The organism is Alteromonas sp. ABV4_515, from assembly GCF_056160345.1.
Genome location: NZ_JBSWWZ010000005.1, coordinates 361,748 through 379,491, shown reverse-complemented (window position 1 = coordinate 379,491; position 17,744 = coordinate 361,748). Strand labels below are relative to the sequence as shown.

General features: G+C 45.8%; 16 protein-coding genes. 9 read left to right on the top strand and 7 right to left on the bottom strand.

The genetic code is table 11. The features are described from left to right. Window position 1: 1 nt before the first annotated feature. Together ACXAGX_RS13870 and ACXAGX_RS13865 are read right to left on the bottom strand one after the other, a co-directional pair. Complete coding sequence (locus ACXAGX_RS13870) at window positions 2-370, bottom strand: hypothetical protein (protein ID WP_474819402.1); 369 nt, start codon at window positions 368-370, stop codon at window positions 2-4. Window positions 371-777: 407 nt separating this feature from the next. After that, window positions 778-1,266 carry a GAF domain-containing protein gene (locus ACXAGX_RS13865; RefSeq protein ID WP_474819406.1) on the bottom strand — a complete coding sequence of 163 codons (489 nt, stop codon included), beginning with the start codon at window positions 1,264-1,266 and terminating at the stop codon, window positions 778-780. A gap of 216 nt (window positions 1,267-1,482) precedes the next feature. Here ACXAGX_RS13865 and ACXAGX_RS13860 point away from each other — a divergent pair, with 216 nt between their 5' ends. Next, entirely contained in the window at window positions 1,483-4,326 is a 2,844-nt protein-coding gene (locus ACXAGX_RS13860; RefSeq protein WP_474839006.1) for an ATP-binding protein, read from the top strand. A 28-nt stretch (window positions 4,327-4,354) separates the two neighbouring features. Here ACXAGX_RS13860 and ACXAGX_RS13855 read toward each other — a convergent pair whose 3' ends face one another. The 3 genes from ACXAGX_RS13855 to ACXAGX_RS13845 form a co-directional block, all read right to left on the bottom strand. Then, entirely contained in the window at window positions 4,355-4,882 is a 528-nt protein-coding gene (locus ACXAGX_RS13855) for a response regulator transcription factor (protein WP_474839005.1), read from the bottom strand. A gap of 2 nt (window positions 4,883-4,884) precedes the next feature. After that, complete coding sequence (locus ACXAGX_RS13850) at window positions 4,885-5,940, bottom strand: sensor histidine kinase (RefSeq protein WP_474839003.1); 1,056 nt, start codon at window positions 5,938-5,940, stop codon at window positions 4,885-4,887. An 85-nt stretch (window positions 5,941-6,025) separates the two neighbouring features. Next, the gene (locus ACXAGX_RS13845; RefSeq protein WP_474839001.1) at window positions 6,026-8,131 is read right to left on the bottom strand and encodes a TonB-dependent receptor; all 2,106 of its coding nucleotides are present in this window, start codon (window positions 8,129-8,131) and stop codon (window positions 6,026-6,028) included. A gap of 327 nt (window positions 8,132-8,458) precedes the next feature. Between ACXAGX_RS13845 and ACXAGX_RS13840 the strand changes: the two genes are divergently transcribed. Then, complete coding sequence (locus tag ACXAGX_RS13840; protein WP_474819421.1) at window positions 8,459-9,001, top strand: hypothetical protein; 543 nt, start codon at window positions 8,459-8,461, stop codon at window positions 8,999-9,001. Window positions 9,002-9,403: 402 nt separating this feature from the next. Next, window positions 9,404-9,790 carry a response regulator transcription factor gene (locus ACXAGX_RS13835; RefSeq protein WP_474838999.1) on the top strand — a complete coding sequence of 129 codons (387 nt, stop codon included), beginning with the start codon at window positions 9,404-9,406 and terminating at the stop codon, window positions 9,788-9,790. An 83-nt stretch (window positions 9,791-9,873) separates the two neighbouring features. On the opposite strand, the gene ACXAGX_RS13830 is transcribed toward ACXAGX_RS13835, so the two are convergent. Then, window positions 9,874-10,839, bottom strand: a complete 966-nt coding sequence (locus ACXAGX_RS13830; RefSeq protein WP_474819427.1) for an endonuclease/exonuclease/phosphatase family protein — start codon at window positions 10,837-10,839, stop codon at window positions 9,874-9,876. Window positions 10,840-11,081: 242 nt separating this feature from the next. Between ACXAGX_RS13830 and ACXAGX_RS13825 the strand changes: the two genes are divergently transcribed. The 6 genes from ACXAGX_RS13825 (at window position 11,082) to ACXAGX_RS13800 (ending at window position 16,599) form a co-directional block, all read left to right on the top strand. Further along, window positions 11,082-11,684 (top strand): BON domain-containing protein, encoded by a 603-nt coding sequence (locus tag ACXAGX_RS13825; RefSeq protein ID WP_474819430.1) that lies wholly within the window; start codon window positions 11,082-11,084, stop codon window positions 11,682-11,684. A gap of 396 nt (window positions 11,685-12,080) precedes the next feature. Further along, complete coding sequence (locus tag ACXAGX_RS13820) at window positions 12,081-12,248, top strand: hypothetical protein (RefSeq protein ID WP_474819434.1); 168 nt, start codon at window positions 12,081-12,083, stop codon at window positions 12,246-12,248. A 70-nt stretch (window positions 12,249-12,318) separates the two neighbouring features. Continuing rightward, window positions 12,319-12,660, top strand: a complete 342-nt coding sequence (locus tag ACXAGX_RS13815; RefSeq protein WP_474838998.1) for a hypothetical protein — start codon at window positions 12,319-12,321, stop codon at window positions 12,658-12,660. After that, the gene (locus ACXAGX_RS13810) at window positions 12,647-13,540 is read left to right on the top strand and encodes an MlaA family lipoprotein (RefSeq protein WP_474819439.1); all 894 of its coding nucleotides are present in this window, start codon (window positions 12,647-12,649) and stop codon (window positions 13,538-13,540) included. Before ACXAGX_RS13815 ends, ACXAGX_RS13810 begins: the two co-directional genes overlap by 14 nt. Further along, window positions 13,494-15,950, top strand: a complete 2,457-nt coding sequence (locus ACXAGX_RS13805) for an efflux RND transporter permease subunit (protein WP_474838996.1) — start codon at window positions 13,494-13,496, stop codon at window positions 15,948-15,950. Before ACXAGX_RS13810 ends, ACXAGX_RS13805 begins: the two co-directional genes overlap by 47 nt. A 76-nt stretch (window positions 15,951-16,026) precedes the next feature. Further along, window positions 16,027-16,599 carry a DUF6942 family protein gene (locus tag ACXAGX_RS13800; protein WP_474838994.1) on the top strand — a complete coding sequence of 191 codons (573 nt, stop codon included), beginning with the start codon at window positions 16,027-16,029 and terminating at the stop codon, window positions 16,597-16,599. A gap of 15 nt (window positions 16,600-16,614) precedes the next feature. Here ACXAGX_RS13800 and ACXAGX_RS13795 read toward each other — a convergent pair whose 3' ends face one another. Beyond that, window positions 16,615-17,733 (bottom strand): alkene reductase, encoded by a 1,119-nt coding sequence (locus ACXAGX_RS13795; RefSeq protein ID WP_474838992.1) that lies wholly within the window; start codon window positions 17,731-17,733, stop codon window positions 16,615-16,617. Window positions 17,734-17,744: the final 11 nt, after the last annotated feature.

Below are 17,744 nucleotides of genomic sequence, written 5' to 3'. Positions count from 1 at the left end.
ATCAGATGTGAATTGGGGGCCTGTAGGGTGGACTGGAGAAGGCTGCCAGTGCAGGTGAGGTTGACGCTATGGTTTGCCCGGTAAAACCGACACTAAAGGTGATAGCCAATCTCGCAGGTAGTACTAGTCCGGCATGGCACAGCGACATATCGCAGTGGCAATCTTGTTGGCAGCACTCTTCGGACATGCCGTGGGCCGACATAGTCATCGCAGTTACACCCGCGTCGCTCATGGCGTTCGCAGACATATTGGCACTTGCAGATGAATGGCTATGATTCATCATGTTTGCCTGCATTGGCATAGCATAAACCGTGCTTTGTACCAGCACAGCAATCACGCCAATTAATAGGTAAACAGCCAAGGCTTTCATATCTGCAAAAAATCCAACCGCGATATAACAAGATTAAGGCGCTAGCGTACCTTGAAAAGTTTTTGCAGTGCAAGCGCATCAAGATGTTTCGTTGAGTTTACACAATGAAACACAGTTAAATTCGCTTCGGTGTGTAATCTTTGTTAAATATTGGTTAATTTTCTAGGTGTGTGCAGCAAGCATTGCGCTTGTATTGCTTTTCTTAAGCTAAACGCCTAGCGATGAAAAAACTTGGTGGCAATGGGTTGGTAGGACAAAGAAATGAAAAACAGATTAAGCCTTGGTAGGCATGACATGAAGCATGAATATGCCGACGCTATTCTTTATCTTTGTGCCGCAGCGCTCATAGCGATTTTGAGCATAGAAAACAATGTTATGTTTATTTGATGAAAGCGGGCGCTAACTGTCTAGCGCCGCTGATTGTTTAACACCAGTTCGATCTTTTTTCCGAGCTCACGTAATACTTCAACATCCTGCGATGAAAACTCTCTGGGTTCGTCATGAATGACACACAGTGTGCCGAGTTCATATCCTTGCTCAGACTTGAGGATCATGCCTGCATAAGCGCGTATAAAAGGTTCGCCTTTTACCAAAGGGCTGCCCGCAAAACGATAATCCTTAGTTGCATCAGGAACGATAAGATATTCTTCTTCCGCAATCGCGTATGTACAAAACGATACATTCCGCGGTGTTTCTGCTGCGTCCAAACATTGGCGGGATTTAAACCATTGACGATCTTCAGCCACTAAACTAATCAGGCATATTTTGCAGTTAAAATAATCCTGCGCGGATTTGGTGATGGCATCCAAATGTTCATCTGGCTCACTATCTAAAATGTTTAGTTCATCAAGTGCGCGCAATCTTTCTGCTTCATGGGGCAACAGCGGATAATCCATATATTCCTTTAAGAAAAATGTGACTAATAATTTAAATTAGCTAAATAATGGTTAACATATTTTATATGAAGTCTAAGCAATGAAGAATGTATTTTTGAAGTTTTAATGATTCTTGCGAGTCATAAGTGTAATCTTCGCTGTCGTTAGTATGCATATAACTAATTGTCACCTAAGCTATATTGAGATAAATAACTCCATTTAGGAATGGAAGCCTTGATGTTTCAGACTTCGCCTCTTTTACAGCGAATATTTGCCGTTTTAATTGTGATGGCAGGCTATCTGCTTTTCGGCACTATCAGCATGTTGGCCGCCATACCGCCTGGCTATGCAACGGCGGTATGGCCTGCGGCCGGCGTGGCCTTATTGGCCGCTTTATTGCTCGGGGCACCCGCTTATTTGGGTATCTTCATTGGTGCTTCGTTGCTTAATTTCGGTATTTCCGCTAATTACAGCGAAGCAGAACCCTCAATATTGATGTCATCAACAATGGGGGCGTTTGCTGTACTGCAGGCGTTTGTTGGCCGATTTCTTATTCGCGCAATCATCCCGCGTTCGATTAACTTTAACCGGGCCAGTGCGGTGGCAAAGTTCATCTTGCTTGGCGGCATCATTAGCCCACTTTTCAATGCAACGATCAGCAATATTTTTCTGTGGACGCAGGGCATTATTTCCGATGCTGATTTTTTCAAAAATTGGGTTAGCTGGTACATGGGGGATGCCATCGGCATTATCTTTATTGTGCCTTGGCTACTCGTATTCTTGCCGAAAACCCTGTCTGCCAGAGTGTCGAAGGCGCGTTTCGTTCTCTATTCATTGATATCTGTCACGTTATGTTCTGCGCTGTTGGGGTATTTGGTTACCAACACTGAAAAGCAGAAACACAGTATTGAGTTTGGTGTAAATGCGAATGTGCTGGAACGTTCACTAACAGGGCAATTGGCCCGTGTGTCCGATATTTTACAGGCTATCGCTGGCTTTGTAAGAATTCAGGAACAAGTGACTCCCGCCGAATTCAGAACCTTCGTCACCGAATTATTAAAAAGAAACTCTGCTATACACGGCTTGTCCTGGAATGAACGTTTGAGCGAACGTGAACTGGCTGCGTTTGAATTAACCATGCAGAAACAGTATTCCGCATTTGACCCCGACATCCATTTTGCAATTAAAAGCTTGGCTGCGGCTACTCAAACCGGCGCCAATGGTATCCATGTTGTTGTGTCGTATATCGAGCCGCTTGCCACCAATGTGGAAGCGCTTGGTCTGGATGTGTATTCAAACGCTTCTCGACGTGAAGCGCTTAATGCCGCGTGGCGCACAGATTCTCTTTATCCTACTGTGCCAATTAATTTGGTGCAGGGAGATTACGCCGAACCTGGTGTTTTGCTGTTTTTGCCTGCTGGCCACATCTCCGAATCTGAACATGGTGGTTACGCCACAGGGGTACTAAAAGCGCAATCGATGATTGCAACGGCTTTCGAGGGGGCGCTTCTCGAACATGGTGCGGTGTTGGTTTTCGACCCTGACGTGACAGAAGGTAATGCGACCCTTTTTCGAAATAATATCGGCGAGAAAGAAGCCAATGCGGTGATCAGCCAGTGGGCGGCAATTCGCAATGGTGTAGAACAGCAGATAACCGAAGCGTATCCGTTGTTCGAAAAACGTATTATTCAGGTTGGCGCGAGGCAGTGGGTTTTACTGCAACTCAGTGAAAGTCAGTTTCTTTATCAACCCTGGGGCGTTCACCTGTTGCTTGCAGGTACCGTGCTTTTCGCAGGTTTATTAGGGTGGTTTATCATTATTGTTGCCGGTCATACGGATGAAATTGAATTTCAGGTAGAGCGTCGAACGCTTGATTTAACTGAAGCCAATAGTCGCTTACGCGAATCTGAAAAAGCGCAGGCAGAAGCTGTGAAAGAAGCACAGCGTTCTAATCGCGCAAAAAGTGAATTCCTAGCGAACATGAGCCACGAAATCCGCACGCCCCTGAACGCCATTTTAGGGCTAAGCCGACTTGGGCTAGCACAAAATCCGCCAGCCAGTTTCGGCGATAAATTTTCCAAGATAAGCCATTCAGGCGAACTGTTGCTTGCCATCATCAATGACATTCTTGATTTCTCAAAAATAGAAGCCCAAAAACTCCAACTTGAACACCGAGTATTCTCCCTGAAAGATATTGTCAGCCAACTGCGTGATCTCTTTGCAGAGCAAGCAAAAGCGAAAGGGATTGCGCTGAATTTCCGCTTTGAGGGTAAACTCACGCCATGGATGCTGGGCGATTCACTCAGGCTGCGTCAGGTGTTGGTGAATCTGCTGAGCAATGCCATTAAATTTACCCGTCATGGCAGTGTCACCATGACATGCCGAGCAGAGAAGATCAGCGAATCTGCCAGTGAGTTAATCATTACCGTCGAAGATACCGGCATTGGTATGTCAGCATCGCAGTTGTCAGTGGTGTTTGATGCGTTCACGCAAGCGGATTCATCAACCAGTCGCAAATATGGCGGCACGGGGCTGGGCATGGCTATCTCACACCGACTAGTGACGGCCATGGAAGGTAAAATTGAAGTCAGTAGTGAGGAAAACCAAGGCACCTGTTTTACCGTTTCGTTGCCGTTTGGCATACCTTCAGAGCAAGACGTTGCGCAATACCGAGAACAATCAAAATCGGCAACAGCCAAGGGGAAAACCGTTACCAGCGGGCATATCTTGGTGGTAGAAGACAACCAAATCAATCAGGAAGTTGTTGGTGAGCAATTACGTCAAATTGGCCTGCAGGTAAGCTACGCTGACAACGGTGCGTTGGCTGTTTCTGCGGTACGGGAAAACACCTACGACCTCATTCTAATGGATATTCAAATGCCAGTGATGGATGGCTATGAGGCGACACGACATATCCGCGATGCAGGTATAACTACACCCATTGTGGCGTTAACCGCTGCGGCCATGGTAGAAGATATGCGAAAAGCGAAGGCTTGCGGCATGAATGATCACTTAAGTAAGCCGTTTCGACAGGAAGAGATGATTCGAGTATTAAACCAGTGGATAACGCGCCGTGACTAGGGGCTCGTCTTTACAGAAGGCGGTTAAGTTAAGAAGGCGACAACTTTTGTAACTTTCGTTGCAATGTGCGCCTGTGCATACCTAGTGCTTTCGCGGTAGCCGAAATATTGTTGTTATTGTCGTGCAACGCCCGCTGTATGTGCTCCCATTCAGCTTGCGCCGGGGTCATGGGTAAGTGGGGTTCCGTTTGCTCGTGGTTAGGCTGTGCACCTTCGAGGCGCTGAAGCAACGCCTGAAACGTCACGGGTTTAGAAAGGTAGTCTGTCGCCCCTTTTTTAATGGCCTGAACAGTAGTGGGGATACTGGCGTATCCCGTCATTATGATGAGGTGCTCTGGTGAAAAGTGCGTTTTTAATTGGGTGATGAAGTCGAGCCCAATTTCATCTTCCAGCATCATATCAAGAAACACCGCAAACACAGATTGGGGTTCATGGGCCAAGGCTTCCGATGCCGACGAATAGCAGTGCACAAGGTAGTCGGTTTTGGTTTTAAAACGGCGTGACAGCACTTCTGAGAGCCTCACGTCGTCGTCAATAATCAGTACAGTTTTCTTCATTATTAAACCGGTAAAAATACTGTCGTTTTAAGCACAGCGTTAGCTTCAGTGTGCATAATTTCCCAATTTACATGGCCATTGAATTTTTCAATCGTTGCATTGGTGATCACACTAGCCACACCGTTCCCTTTGTCGCTGAAAACCAATTGGCGACCTAAATGTTGCACAGAATCGGATGACAGATTTTTAACCGGATTGATAATTTCTAAGGTCCAGGTTTTATCTGTTACAGCGGTGCAAACCACGGCTTGTTGGGTATCGTCATCTGCAATTTCTTCCCACGCGTTAATAATGATATTCGTCAGCGCTGGCAATAGCGTGCGGTCAGCGCGAAGTACACCATGGGCGGCTTCGTTGTGCCATTCAATACTGGCTTCGGGCCTTGCGAGTTGCAAACTGTATCGCAGCGACTTCATGAGTTCATCGGTTTGATACACGGTGATTTTCGCTTCTCTGACTTCATCGGCAACCTGCCGCCAGTTGCTCAGTAATTGATTCAGCCGCGTGATTTGGCCGCTCATTTCGTCAATTAATGCATCATCACGCTCTTCTTGCCATTCCTCAAGTAGCAAGTTAATGGTTTGCACAGGCGTGGCTGCATCGTGGGTTAATTGCGCTGCGGCAGTGCCAATGGCAAGTAATTGCTCATTGCGAAGTTGGGTTTCTCTTAACTGCAAAATAGCAGCATTGCGTTCACGTAATTGCCATCGATAGTAGCTGATAATAGCGGCGATAAATAAACTGGTGCCAACAAAGCTAAAAACCATATTTCGGGCATGCTGTAACATGCCCCCGTGATGCAGGGTACCATCTGGATAGAGTTGGCTTAACTGACCGCCAATACTGGCAACTAGTACAACGAATGCCGCAGGGAAGGGTAGCTGAATAAGCCCAATGACAAGGGGAACCAGCAAAAGGATGGCATAAGGATTACTGGCACCACCATGAAAGGCGATTATCCAGTTTCCCAGCCCAATTTCAGCCAGAACTGAAAATAAAGCGGGCAAGACAGGCAACCGCTTTTTCCCAGCCAGCAGTGTGAACAATAGCAGTAACATAGTGGGTTATTTGTCGAATGGTGTTGCGCCATTGTACGTGCAGCGGCGAGGAAATGCTGCACGACAATGGCAAATACTGACAATATCAGAAGCTGTAGCTAATGCCTGCATCAAACGAACGGCCTCGGCCAGCAATTTGATTAAAGCCATTGGTGTTGTCTTGCCTGAACTCTGCCACGCTCACGCCACCCAGCGGCGCTTGGTAGTACTCGTCGAAAAGATTAGTGATATTAAAGTGCAGGGTGAATGACTGCCAGGTATACGCGGTGTTCACATCGACAACGGAAAAGGCATCTGTGCTGTTTTCAAAACGTCTTAAGTCTACATCGTTTTTGTTGCCAACCCACTGCCAGCTTACCGATGATGAGAATGCATCGCGCACATATTCTACTGAGAGCGTGTTTTGCATTGGCAATATTTGGTATAAATCGCCGCCGTCGTCACGTTCTCCCCGCTGCCACTGGAATGCGTTTTTCAGCGTGATTTTTCCACTTGTGCTGTCCATTAATACCCGAGAGGCTTTTACGCTGGCACCGTAGAGTTGGGCATCGGTATTGCCAAACTGCAGAATATTACGTGCCCCGGAGGTAAGGCCCGAGCGGTTGAAAGTGCCAATGACTTCGACATCAATATAATCGCTGACATCACTGTACCAGGTGCTGATTTCAGCTGCCCAGTCACCGTTGAGAACAGAATAGGTGATTGAAGCGGTATGGGCCGTTTCCGGGTTTAGGTCGATATCGCCCACATAACCATTGCCATCGCCAAACCAACCGATCATCGATGTTGCCATTGCGCCGCGGCCCCAGGTATATCGCTCGTAAAGGTTGGGCGCGCGATTTTTGCGCGCCAATCCGAATATCAGTTGACCATTGCTCTCTAATTCACGCATTGCCTGAATAGTCCCGTCAATCAGGGTGTCAGATTGTCCGCGGTCAGCCATATTAAACATCATCGCCGCTTCAGCATCTGGGCTCTGCATGGCAGTCATACCGCCCATTCCACCCATGGAGCCCATTCCCATCATGTTGCCGTCGTTGTATGCCTGTACATCGCCGGTATCGGTGGTGACATATTCTAGCCGTGCGCCAGCGCTCAAATGCCAATCGCTTTCATGTGCAGACGACCACTCAGCAAAGGCTGCCAATCGCTCTCGCTCACCGTCATTGATATTTACGTAATCGTTCGGTCCCATCATCATGGAGTTCTCAACAGCGGGCCACCAATCGTCCAGGTTATTGCGATACCATTCTTGTCCGAATACCCATTGACCTTGCGTTGATGCGGGGAGCAGCCATTTTAACTTTAATGTAAGGTCTTCACTTTCTGTGTTCATGGGCATCATGCCGGTTTTCTCTGGCGTGAAGAAACCCATCTCATGGGTAGTTCGACGCAGACTCAGCGTACTGTCCAGAGCAATATTGCTGAATTGACGTTGGTATAAAGCAGTAAAACCGGTACTACTATTATCTGTCATATCCATGTATTGATTAGGAAAGCCCTGATAAGGGATAGACTGATGAGTCAGACTAAGTTGTAGTCGTTGCTCATCATCCTGATAACCGGTATTAATGATGTGGTTGGTAGACTTGTAAAGTGTATCGATAACCTTATTTCCGCGGCCATCTTCATAGCTGTCTGCCGATACCCGGGTGCCGGCGTAGCGTATGTACCAGGTGTCATTGGCAACTAATGCGCTGGCTGACAGGGTACGTGCGTTGTCGTTGCTTTGGAAGAAATAGCCAAGTTCCGCTTCCTGGACTTGAAAGTTACTTGTGTCTGAAAAGGCCGGTTCGAAGGTGCTAATGTTGATAACACCGGCAATGTTGTCACCGCCTTCACTGACTAATGACACCCCGGGAAAAACGCTGATGTTGTGTACCTGATTGGCTGAAACATAAGACAGCGGCGGATTCATCTGATTACCACAGGCTGCCGTAATCGGGGCGCCATCTGTGAGTAATTGAATGCGGTCTCCCATCATGCCATTCATGACTGGTAGTGCGGAAACCCCGCCTGCTGCAGAAAATTGCAAACCGGCATCGGCTAAGCGTTCAGCGAGAGTTTTATCGTCATGCAGTTTTAGTGGATGGGAAGAGACTTCAATAATTTCAACAGTGTCTGGAGTGGCGTGAGCTAACACACTTAATAATCCAGCACTGGAAAGCACAGCAAAAGGCAATAATTTCACGGCAAGTCCTGCTTTTAACTTGGGAACGATTAAATTGTGGTGAAGCGCCGGCGATGGTGAATCATTTGGTTGAGTGCCGGTTTAGTTGGACGGAAGTGTATCGATTAGGTATGAAAAAGCGATGCGACATATTGTCGCACCCCGTATATTTTTTGCTCAAAATGAAGTGCTTAAGCCAGAAGTGAATGAAAATTGGACAATTATGCTGCTAAGTATGAAAGAAGTGTCATGATCGAGTCATTTCTCATTGTCATACTAATGTTTAGTTGTCATCATGACACATAGGATATACCTTTTTTGTATATACTTATTCTGTAGGAATTCGTTGTGTCTGAGAATCAAGTTTCTGTAAAGACGTTCAGTAAAGAAGAATTGAAACACGCGGTTATTTTTTCCGGCATTAGCCCTAAAGCCATGCGTCGCGTTTTTGCGGCATGGTGCGTGTTCTGTGTAGTTGTAGCAATCATTGTGGTAATGGCGCCCGACTTGAGTCAGGTGTTTCAACTTACCGTTTTCGGTGTGCTCATTGCGTTTTCAGTGGCGATGTTCGCCCAAAGCCGTATTGCCGAAGGTTGGCCGGCGATGCTGTCGTGCGAAGACGAAATTTGTGTGGTGAGAGACCCGCAAATGCGTGAGTTTGTTTGTGTTCCATCGTCGTTAGTTACTGCGGCAGAACCCACGTTAATCAAACCGAACAAAAAAGCTATCGCGCTAAAGCTCGACACCGAGAAGCTTACCGCTACGGATTTAGACACACTAAACCAAGCAGTTTGGCCAAGAGATGACAGGCTGCTGGCATTGGCTCAGTTTATTTCACGAGACAAAGCTTGCATTAAACTGCGTAAATCTTTTCCACACCTGGCATCATAGGGTTGATGCGCGCAGTTTGATCGCACAAAAAATGCACAGTGCGTCGGTTGTTGTGCATTTTTTTCCGACATTCCGTTAATTATTCCCGTCTGATTGCTGTTCTTACGCATGTCTAAATGGTAATGTTGTCTTACCATTAAAAGTAAGAATTTACGCAAATTAAGCTAAGATATTGAATTTGTTTACTTAATTTTTATGACTTTTGCAAGTTGAAAGTAAAGCTTACGCTTTTTTAATCACCATGCAGTAAATGGCGTGAAATCTGCAATTCAATTTTTACGGCGATGCACGCACGGGTAGTGCAACGTGTCGCTGGGTAAGTTTCCTTAAGTTTTAGGTCCTGATGGACCAGTCGCAAGGTGTGTGGGCGAGATGAGTGCGAATGAACAGCAAGGAGGCAACATGACCCCGAATACTATTTTAAATATTCTCGTTGTTGAAGATGATCCAACTGTAGCAAGCCACTTAACCAGCTTTCTTACTGGCCTGGGTTGGAACGTTGATTTTGCTGCCAGCGGACGAATGGCAGTTAGATTATGCAAGAACAATCAATACGACGCTGTTTTGCTTGATGTGGTAATGCCAGACTTGAGTGGTACGGCTATTTTGCAGCATATCAAGAGTTGCTGTAATGCCCCGGTTCTGTTGATGAGCGCCAGTGAAAACAGCGATATCTCAACCCGATTTACCGACGCAGATGACATTGTGCCAGATCCAGCAAATTACCGAGATATTGTGTCTCGCTGTCAGCGGTTCGCAGAAGCTTCCGCGATGGCTATCACAGCCTAATATTCATTTCTTTAAACAAAACCCGCGACTTGCTCGCGGGTTTTTTTATATCTAAATCACGATCCGATTGTTCGCATGCAAACTCAAGGTTTTAATCTTAACGTAGTTAAAAGCGGAAAATGGTCCGAGCCTATGCTTGGCATGCGTTTTATGTGGACGAGTTCAAAATGGGATGAATGAAAAACGTGATCCAGCGGCCAGCGCAGAGGCGGATAATCGGCATGGAAGGTATTGAAAAATCCTCGGCCACGGCGGGGATCAGACATTCCGCTGATTTTACGGAAGTCCCGAGTAGTCGGAGACCAAGCAACATCATTAAGATCGCCGGTAACAATGGCGGGGGCATCTAGCTTTGCCATTTCTTTACCTACCACGGTAAGTTCTCGATCCCGTGGCTCCGCCGATTTGTTTTCCGTCGGGCTGGGTGGCTTCGGATGAACAAAATGAATTTTCACATCTTGTTGATTTATCGTTGTCCAAATCTCCATAGACGGCACGTCGCCCTCGATGATGAATCGAATTTTCTCATTACTAAATAGTTTGCGGCTATATAAGTGCATTCCATAGAGGTTTTCCAATGGACAGAAAAGCCGGTGAGGGTAGTCATCATGCAAAACTTCCAGTGCTGCTTCCCAGGCAGCGTTACTTTCCAGTGTGACCAGAATGTCGGGTTGATGCTGATCCACTAAATCAATGAGCGCTTGATAGTTATCGTTTGGCATCAGTACATTGCTGGTAAGAATAGAAATGGTCTGTGTGTCGTCATTACCGCGATATTGGTTAACTTCTGTAGGCCACAAAGGGGTATAGGGAATGACCCAGAAAAGTTGATAAGCAAACGCAATGACACAACCAGCTTGCATCCAAGCAGCCAAGACCGGTTCATCTACATACCAAAAGCACCAAAAGAGACTCAGTACGGCCAGAACAAATGCCTGTTGTAAACGAGGAAACTCCCAGACCCGAATTAACCAGTGTTGCCCTGGAAGATGGGGAATGAGGGCTGTAAGCATAAACAGCACTGACAGGATAATCATCACAGTAGTCATGGCAAGTCCATTCACTCAGAGATAGAAAAAGTTCGATATCTATAGTGCAATCTGCGTTGATTCGATCAATACGGTTAATTTGTAAACATAAAGTAAAACATTCCTAAAGTTGCGAAAAAATTGCAAGTTGTGGCACGTCAAAATGTGTATATTTTTTAGAAAGCTTTTTAAATCAGTATTTTATTTTGTTGGTATGAAGTTGGCATCAGCTAATGTGCTTGATAATTAAGGAGAGCAAAATTATGAAACGTACAATTCTTTCACTGTTAGTTGCTGGTACATTAACGACATCTGCATTTGCAGGCACTATGGACTCTTCGAATAAGTGGGAAGAAGGTGCTAAAGATGCCTGGATTGATGGCAAAGCTGAAGCAACATTGTTGTTTAACGGAAACCTGAATTCTTTCGACATTAATACCGACGTGCAGAACGGCAAAGTTGTGCTTACCGGTAAGGTGGAGAATTCGGTAGATAAAAAGCTTGCTGAAGAACTTGTCGCCAACATTGACGGTGTGACCGATGTGGACAACCAGCTGACCATTCTAGCGGACCACGACGATGCTGATGTCGATAATGACGACATGGATGGTGAAGCAGCCATGGATAAACTCACCGACGCAAAAATAGCGACAGTGATTAAAACCCGTCTGCTAATGGACACAGACATTTCAGGATTCGACATCGACGTAGATGTGAAGGCTGGTAATGTTACGCTTACAGGTACGGTCGATTCAGACGCTGAGCGCGACTTGGCGGTTGAGATTGCCAAAAATGCGTCTGATGTAACAGATGTGGAAGACAACCTGAAAGTGGTTGAGCCTCAAAAAGCAATGGCTTCTGAATAACAAGCCAGTGTTAAGCTAGTCGGAGTCGTTACTCCCAAACAAACGCCCGGTGATACGCACCGGGCGTTTTCGATCTTGGCTTTCAGCGCTTTGTGTAGGCAAGTAGCATGCTGTGAAAATCTTTCCTGCCTCAGGTAAAAACTATCCATAAGTCTAAAGTTGGCATTCTTTTACAATGCTGAACTACCCGATATTAGCTTTTTCTAGTAAAAAAGTGCTATCCATTGTGGTTGTTTCAAGTCATTGATTAAATTGATTTTAATTGCATTTATTCAACTGGTGAAACCATTTTTTTAGCCTGGCTAAAGCCTTTCTAACCCATTCACTCTAATCTGGCCTGAAAATTGGAAGTATGAAGGTGTGTAAGTTTACTAATACCCTATTAAAAGGATTTGTATGAAATTTTTAAAAACCAAGCATCGCCCACTTCCAGAAACGTCTTTCGAGCGTTTTATCCATTCGCAGCCGGTTTTTAACTGGTTCGATCGTTACGATAAAGCCGATAAAAAAGTGGGAAGAGTGAGCCCGGCTCTCGGAGCAGAAGCGCAGGTGGTTGGTAAGTAATTGATTTTTAACGTTCCGGACTTGATTAACCTTCCAGGCAAAGTTTCGCTTAACCAAGATGGTGATAAACATGAATTACTTAAAAATTGCAGTAATGACAGTGTTATTAACAACCAGCCTTGTAGCACTAGGCTCAGGAAAACAAATATCTTCCTGGCTCGGCGAAACGCAACCCATGTCTCAGCCTTCAGGCGATTTAACGCACGTTGAAGCTCTTTATAACGAGCTGGAATTTGACCCGCAAAATCGTATTCATCAAATTCGAAAATCAAGAATTGAGCATTATCTCAAGCAAGCACGTAGTTATGAAGAGAATGATTGGGATTACAACAGGGATGAAGCTCTGGAACGTGCCCAAAATATAATGATACACCACGAGAGGAAGGAAAGTGGTACCTATGCAAGTATCTAAGTCGAGCGCGTTAGCTCTCTGTTTTTTAGTCCTTGGGGGCTGTGCATCAGCACCACAAAATACTGCAAAATCTACCGCAGAAAATAATTCCGTTCAGGCTCCTAAGGAGCCTGAACTTGCATCTGAACTGGCGCGAGGCGAGAAGGTTACAGTACAAACAAGCCAGGGACCACTCGAAGTAGAGCCCACGGTGGTTGCGATTGGAGATGGCGGCCAGCCAGGCACAGAGCAGGGCAGTGAACCGGTTTATAACGACCCATGGGAAGGGTTTAATCGTGCCATGTTCAGCTTTAATAATGTTTCCTATCGCTACGTACTTATTCCCCTTTCCGATGGCTACAAATTTGTCGTGCCAGGTGTTGTCCGAGATAAAATAGGCAATGCTTTTGATAATCTACGAGAGCCTCTTAACCTCGTAAACAATACTGTTTCTGGCGAGTTTAGCCACGCTGGTTCTAATCTTGGTCGTTTTCTGATTAATTCCACCATCGGGTTATTAGGATTGTTCGACCCCGCTGAAGCGTGGTTCGACATCGCACCACAAAAACAGACTATTGCCAATACTTTGCAAGATTACGACATCACGTCCGGACCCTATTTGGTTATCCCGATCCTTGGCCCAAGTGATACCCGAGGCGCATTCTCTACCCTTACTGAAGGGTTTGTTCATCCTGTTAATTATATTGCGGATCCTCCCGAGCGTTATCAACTGAGAATGTTCGATGGTCTGGACGATTTTTCTGAGCAGTCTGATATCTATCAGCAGCTCTACGACCAGGCTGACGATCCTTACATCTACTTCCGTAATCAATATATTCAGGGACAGCGACGCGATGAACTCTTCGAACTCAGCGACAGCGAACAGCAAAATAACGAGTAAACTCGCACGTGGAATCATCAGTGCACGCTGGTTTATTCTTGTTGCATTTGTTATTGCGCTAGCGGGACTGGGTTTTTATATTAAACAGTTCCGTATTGATGCGTCTGCCGATACCTTGCTGGTAAAAGACAATAAGCTATACATTCAAACGCAGGTGGCAGACCAAACGTTTAATCCTCAAGAGTTCATATTACTGGCTTATCAGCCCAAGGGGCATGAACTCTTCAGCCGTCAGACTTTTGATGACATTGAAATGTTGTCAGAACGTATCAAACAAATTGACCGCGTAGAAGCGGTAACATCGATTATCAATGTGCCACTGATCAACGATACGAATGCATTAACCGGCGACACCAGTGTGGATTCCCTTACCTGGGAAAATCAACGCTATTCTCCGGCGCAAATGAAGCAGTTGATTGTGGGTCATCCCATCTTTACCGATTTGTTAGTTAATCGCCAGGGCACCGCCACGGGCATGCAAATCGTGTTCAAAGATAATCCTGAATTGGTGCGTATTAACAACGAAATTACCAATATTCAGAAGAAGGTGCTAAATGGCGAAGCGCTCAGTGAAGAAGATAACGCCCGCATCGCATCGCTGCAGCAACAGGCCGATCCCATCCGCCAGCAGCTTACCGAAACCCGAAAGCAAGAAATCGCACAGATAGAGGAAATTACCCAATCGGTTGCCACTAGAGCGAACACGTATTTAGGTGGCGCTTACGTGGTAGGCCAGCATCTCATTGATATCATCAAGTCTGATCTCACGACGTTTGGTAGTGCCATCGCTGCGGTAATTATTTTATTGTTGGCGCTGTTATATCGCTCTTTTAAGTGGGTGTTTTTCCCACTGTTATCTTGCTCCGTGAGCGTGTTTCTTACCATGAGCCTATTCGGGTTTCTAGATATGCGCACAACGGTGATATCAGCCAACTTTGTCGCGTTGCAGCTAATTCTTACGTTGGCCGTCATGATTCATATCATCGGGAGCTACCGAGAAATCAGTCGTGATAACCCTGACTTCAGTCAGCGGCAGCGTATTATTGCCACCCTCGAGGACAAACTATCACCTTGTTTTTACGCAACACTGACAACGTCTGTGGGTTTCGGCTCGCTGATCTTTTCCGGCCTGCAACCGGTGGTCGCATTTGGTTGGATGATGCTGATGTCGATGCTCATTACCATGGCGGTGAGCTTATTATTGTTCCCGGCGTTACTGTCTTTCCTGCCTGCCAGTAAAGAGACTACCGAGTACCGTTTTATTACCGGTTTTCTTGCTGCTACCCGTAAGTTGTCATTAAAAGCACCGTTGGCGGTAAGTGCAGCTGTGCTGGCGGTGTTTGTTGTTGCGGCTCTGGGGATCAGTCGCCTTAACGTTGAAAATTCTTTCATTAACTATTTCGACACCGACACGCAAATTTACCAGGAACTGGCATTTATTGATCGCGAATTTGGGGGCTCAACAGCACTCGATATTGTGTTAAAGCTTGATGACGAGAGTGCTGACGGAGAAGTGGTGCTGAATGCGAATACGGTAGCGCAATTGCAATTAGTGCAAGCGGCGATAAAAGCGTTTGAAGCGACCGGAAGCGTTACCTCTGTTGTGAATTTCACTGAATTAGCAAAGCAACTAAACGGCGGACGACCGTTAACGGAGTACGAGCTTAATACCATCTATGTCTTGCTGGACGAAAAAGTGGTGAATCAGTTAGTGGGTGCGTATTTTTCTGAAGCGGACAATACATTTCGTATTTCCACGCGCATTCAGGACACCACAGAAGGCCTGAATCGCCAACAATTTATGGATCAGTTAAATAGCGACTTACAAGCTGTCGGTTTGGAAAAAGACCAATATCAACTCACCAGTTTGTTTGTGCTTTATCAAGATATCCTCAGTCGTTTATTTGATTCGCAGATAAAAACACTGGGTATTGTGTATGCGGTTTTGGCGGTGGTGCTATTTGCGATATTCCGTTCGTTAAAAGTTACTCTAATCGCATTGTTGCCAAACGTGCTAACAACATTAGGCATTCTTGGGGTAATTGGTTGGGCAGGCATTTCGCTTGATATAATGACCATTACCATAGCGGCTATTGCGATGGGCATAGCGGTAGACGATACCATCCATTTTTTACACAGTTATCTGCAGGGCATGAAATCGTCTGATGGCAAGACCGCTGCAGCGGGCAGTGAGTCTGCATTCGGACATTCAGGGTTAGCAATTCTGTTCACTTCAGTGATCATTGCCACGGGATTTTCACTTTTCGGGTTTTCCGATTTTCTGCCTAGCGTGTATTTCGGACTGCTCACCGCACTGGCTATGCTGTTTGCTTTGTTCACCGATTTAACTTTATTGCCGGCTTTGCTCAATCGCTTCGTTGGCAATCGTAAATCCGCCAAGACTGAATAGCTAACACCTCCACAATAATGCTATGCAATAATAGGCACACCTTTTCCGGTGTGCCTTTTTTATTTTGGAGTGTTAAATGCAGATATGCGGACCTGATGGTGTTGGTAATGTTCATGGGCCGGTGCAAGTTTATATGGCAAATCGTCCCGCGTTTGACCTGGCCGGGGAAGCAGGCGTCATTACACCTATCGATATTCATATTATTAATGGTATTAACGCAGAATGTGGAAACGGTTGGCGAAAGGTATTTAATGTCTATGCAAAATGGATGTTTAGTTTGTGTAAAGGCTTGGCTATTTCAAAAGCAACAACATGGCAAACGTATCGAGACGAACAGTTACTCACAGCCCAAGGCGATACGGCCTTATGGTTCGCACCGCCCACTGCGTTTAATCCGCAACACCTAAACATTGTGATGGGAAAAACCTATGCTGGCCAACTTAATCTGACACAGCGTATGAACTGGGTAAGCGCTGATTTTGCCGTTTGTCGACAACGAAACCTCATCGTTACACCCTATTTTGATTATCGGCAACTTACTAACGACAAAATCGGCTTTCTGAATTATCTGATACGCAGCCAACTGCTCGACGAAAACGCTATGCGACAGCAGGGGAGTTGGCTGCAGGCTCTGGAAGATACCATGTGATAGTGGTTTTCTTTTTCAAAGCATATTGGTGCTTGAAGCGGCAGTTTCGTAATCTGTGTAGCCTATATGATTGCCACCAAAAAAATGTGCTTTGCTGGGAATTGTCAAAGGTAGGCCCTTTGCAAGTTTCATGGGAAGATCGGGATTTGCGATAAAAGGACGACCAAAACCAATCAAATCTGCCCAGTTATTTTGAATGGCTTGCTGAGCTTTGAGCAAATCATATTGTCCTGAATATATTAACGTTCCTTTAAATATTATGCGGATGGCTTCCTTAAAAGCAACTGGCATCTTTGGCGCATCTTCCCAATCGGCTTCTGCAATATGAATATATCCCACCTTTAATTCTTGCAGTAGAGAGGCAACAGCGAGATAGGTAGACTCTGGCGTGTTGTCGACCGTACCTTGAAGCGTGGTTAATGGGGAGAGACGAACGCCAATCTTCTGGGCAGGTATTTCCTCTTTAACAGCTTGTACTATCTCACTTAAAAACCTAAGTCGGTTACTCAGACTTCCGCCGTAAGCGTCTTGCCGCAAGTTGGCTTCGGAATCGATAAACTGATTAATTAAGTACCCGTTCGCACCATGCAGCTCAATGCCATCGAAACCCGCTGAACTTGCATTTCTCGCAGCCTGTCTAAATTCTTCAATTACCCTTTTGATGTCTTCTATTTCCATTGCCCTGGGTTCAGAATGTTGAACCATCTCACCACTTCCTTCATCTGGGCCATGATTCATAGGATCAATGAACACATTTACCCCCTCTGCGATTAAAGCAGAAGAGCTAATGGGGGCGGAATTACCTGGTTGAAGAGAACGATGAGATACCCGGCCTACATGCCAGAGTTGCGCGTATATCACGCCACCGGATTGATGTACCGCATCTGTTACAACTTTCCAACCTTCAACTTGATCATTTGTAAAAATGCCCGGGGTCCAAGCATATCCCTGACCTTGTTGGCTTATTTGCGTGCCTTCCGAAATGATCAGGCCCGCCGACGCTCGTTGCGCGTAATACTCAGCCATAAGTGGTGTGGCAACATTTCCGCTAGCAGCTCTTGCTCTTGTCATGGGTGGCATAACGATGCGGTTGGTCAGTTCTCTTTCATTTAATTGATATTTTGAAAAAAGCATTAGTTTTTTGC

Coding starts and splice junctions, on each gene's coding strand:
- ACXAGX_RS13870 (WP_474819402.1), bottom strand. CDS start 370: ATGAAAGCCTTGGCTGTTTACCTATTAATTGGCGTGATTGCTGTGCTG.
- ACXAGX_RS13815 (WP_474838998.1), top strand. CDS start 12,319: ATGAATTACTTAAAAATTGCAGTAATGACAGTGTTATTAACAACCAGC.
- ACXAGX_RS13865 (WP_474819406.1), bottom strand. CDS start 1,266: ATGGATTATCCGCTGTTGCCCCATGAAGCAGAAAGATTGCGCGCACTT.
- ACXAGX_RS13820 (WP_474819434.1), top strand. CDS start 12,081: ATGAAATTTTTAAAAACCAAGCATCGCCCACTTCCAGAAACGTCTTTC.
- ACXAGX_RS13805 (WP_474838996.1), top strand. CDS start 13,494: ATGAACTCTTCGAACTCAGCGACAGCGAACAGCAAAATAACGAGTAAA.
- ACXAGX_RS13810 (WP_474819439.1), top strand. CDS start 12,647: ATGCAAGTATCTAAGTCGAGCGCGTTAGCTCTCTGTTTTTTAGTCCTT.
- ACXAGX_RS13855 (WP_474839005.1), bottom strand. CDS start 4,882: ATGAAGAAAACTGTACTGATTATTGACGACGACGTGAGGCTCTCAGAA.
- ACXAGX_RS13825 (WP_474819430.1), top strand. CDS start 11,082: ATGAAACGTACAATTCTTTCACTGTTAGTTGCTGGTACATTAACGACA.
- ACXAGX_RS13835 (WP_474838999.1), top strand. CDS start 9,404: ATGACCCCGAATACTATTTTAAATATTCTCGTTGTTGAAGATGATCCA.
- ACXAGX_RS13800 (WP_474838994.1), top strand. CDS start 16,027: ATGCAGATATGCGGACCTGATGGTGTTGGTAATGTTCATGGGCCGGTG.
- ACXAGX_RS13830 (WP_474819427.1), bottom strand. CDS start 10,839: ATGACTACTGTGATGATTATCCTGTCAGTGCTGTTTATGCTTACAGCC.
- ACXAGX_RS13860 (WP_474839006.1), top strand. CDS start 1,483: ATGTTTCAGACTTCGCCTCTTTTACAGCGAATATTTGCCGTTTTAATT.
- ACXAGX_RS13795 (WP_474838992.1), bottom strand. CDS start 17,733: ATGCTTTTTTCAAAATATCAATTAAATGAAAGAGAACTGACCAACCGC.
- ACXAGX_RS13850 (WP_474839003.1), bottom strand. CDS start 5,940: ATGTTACTGCTATTGTTCACACTGCTGGCTGGGAAAAAGCGGTTGCCT.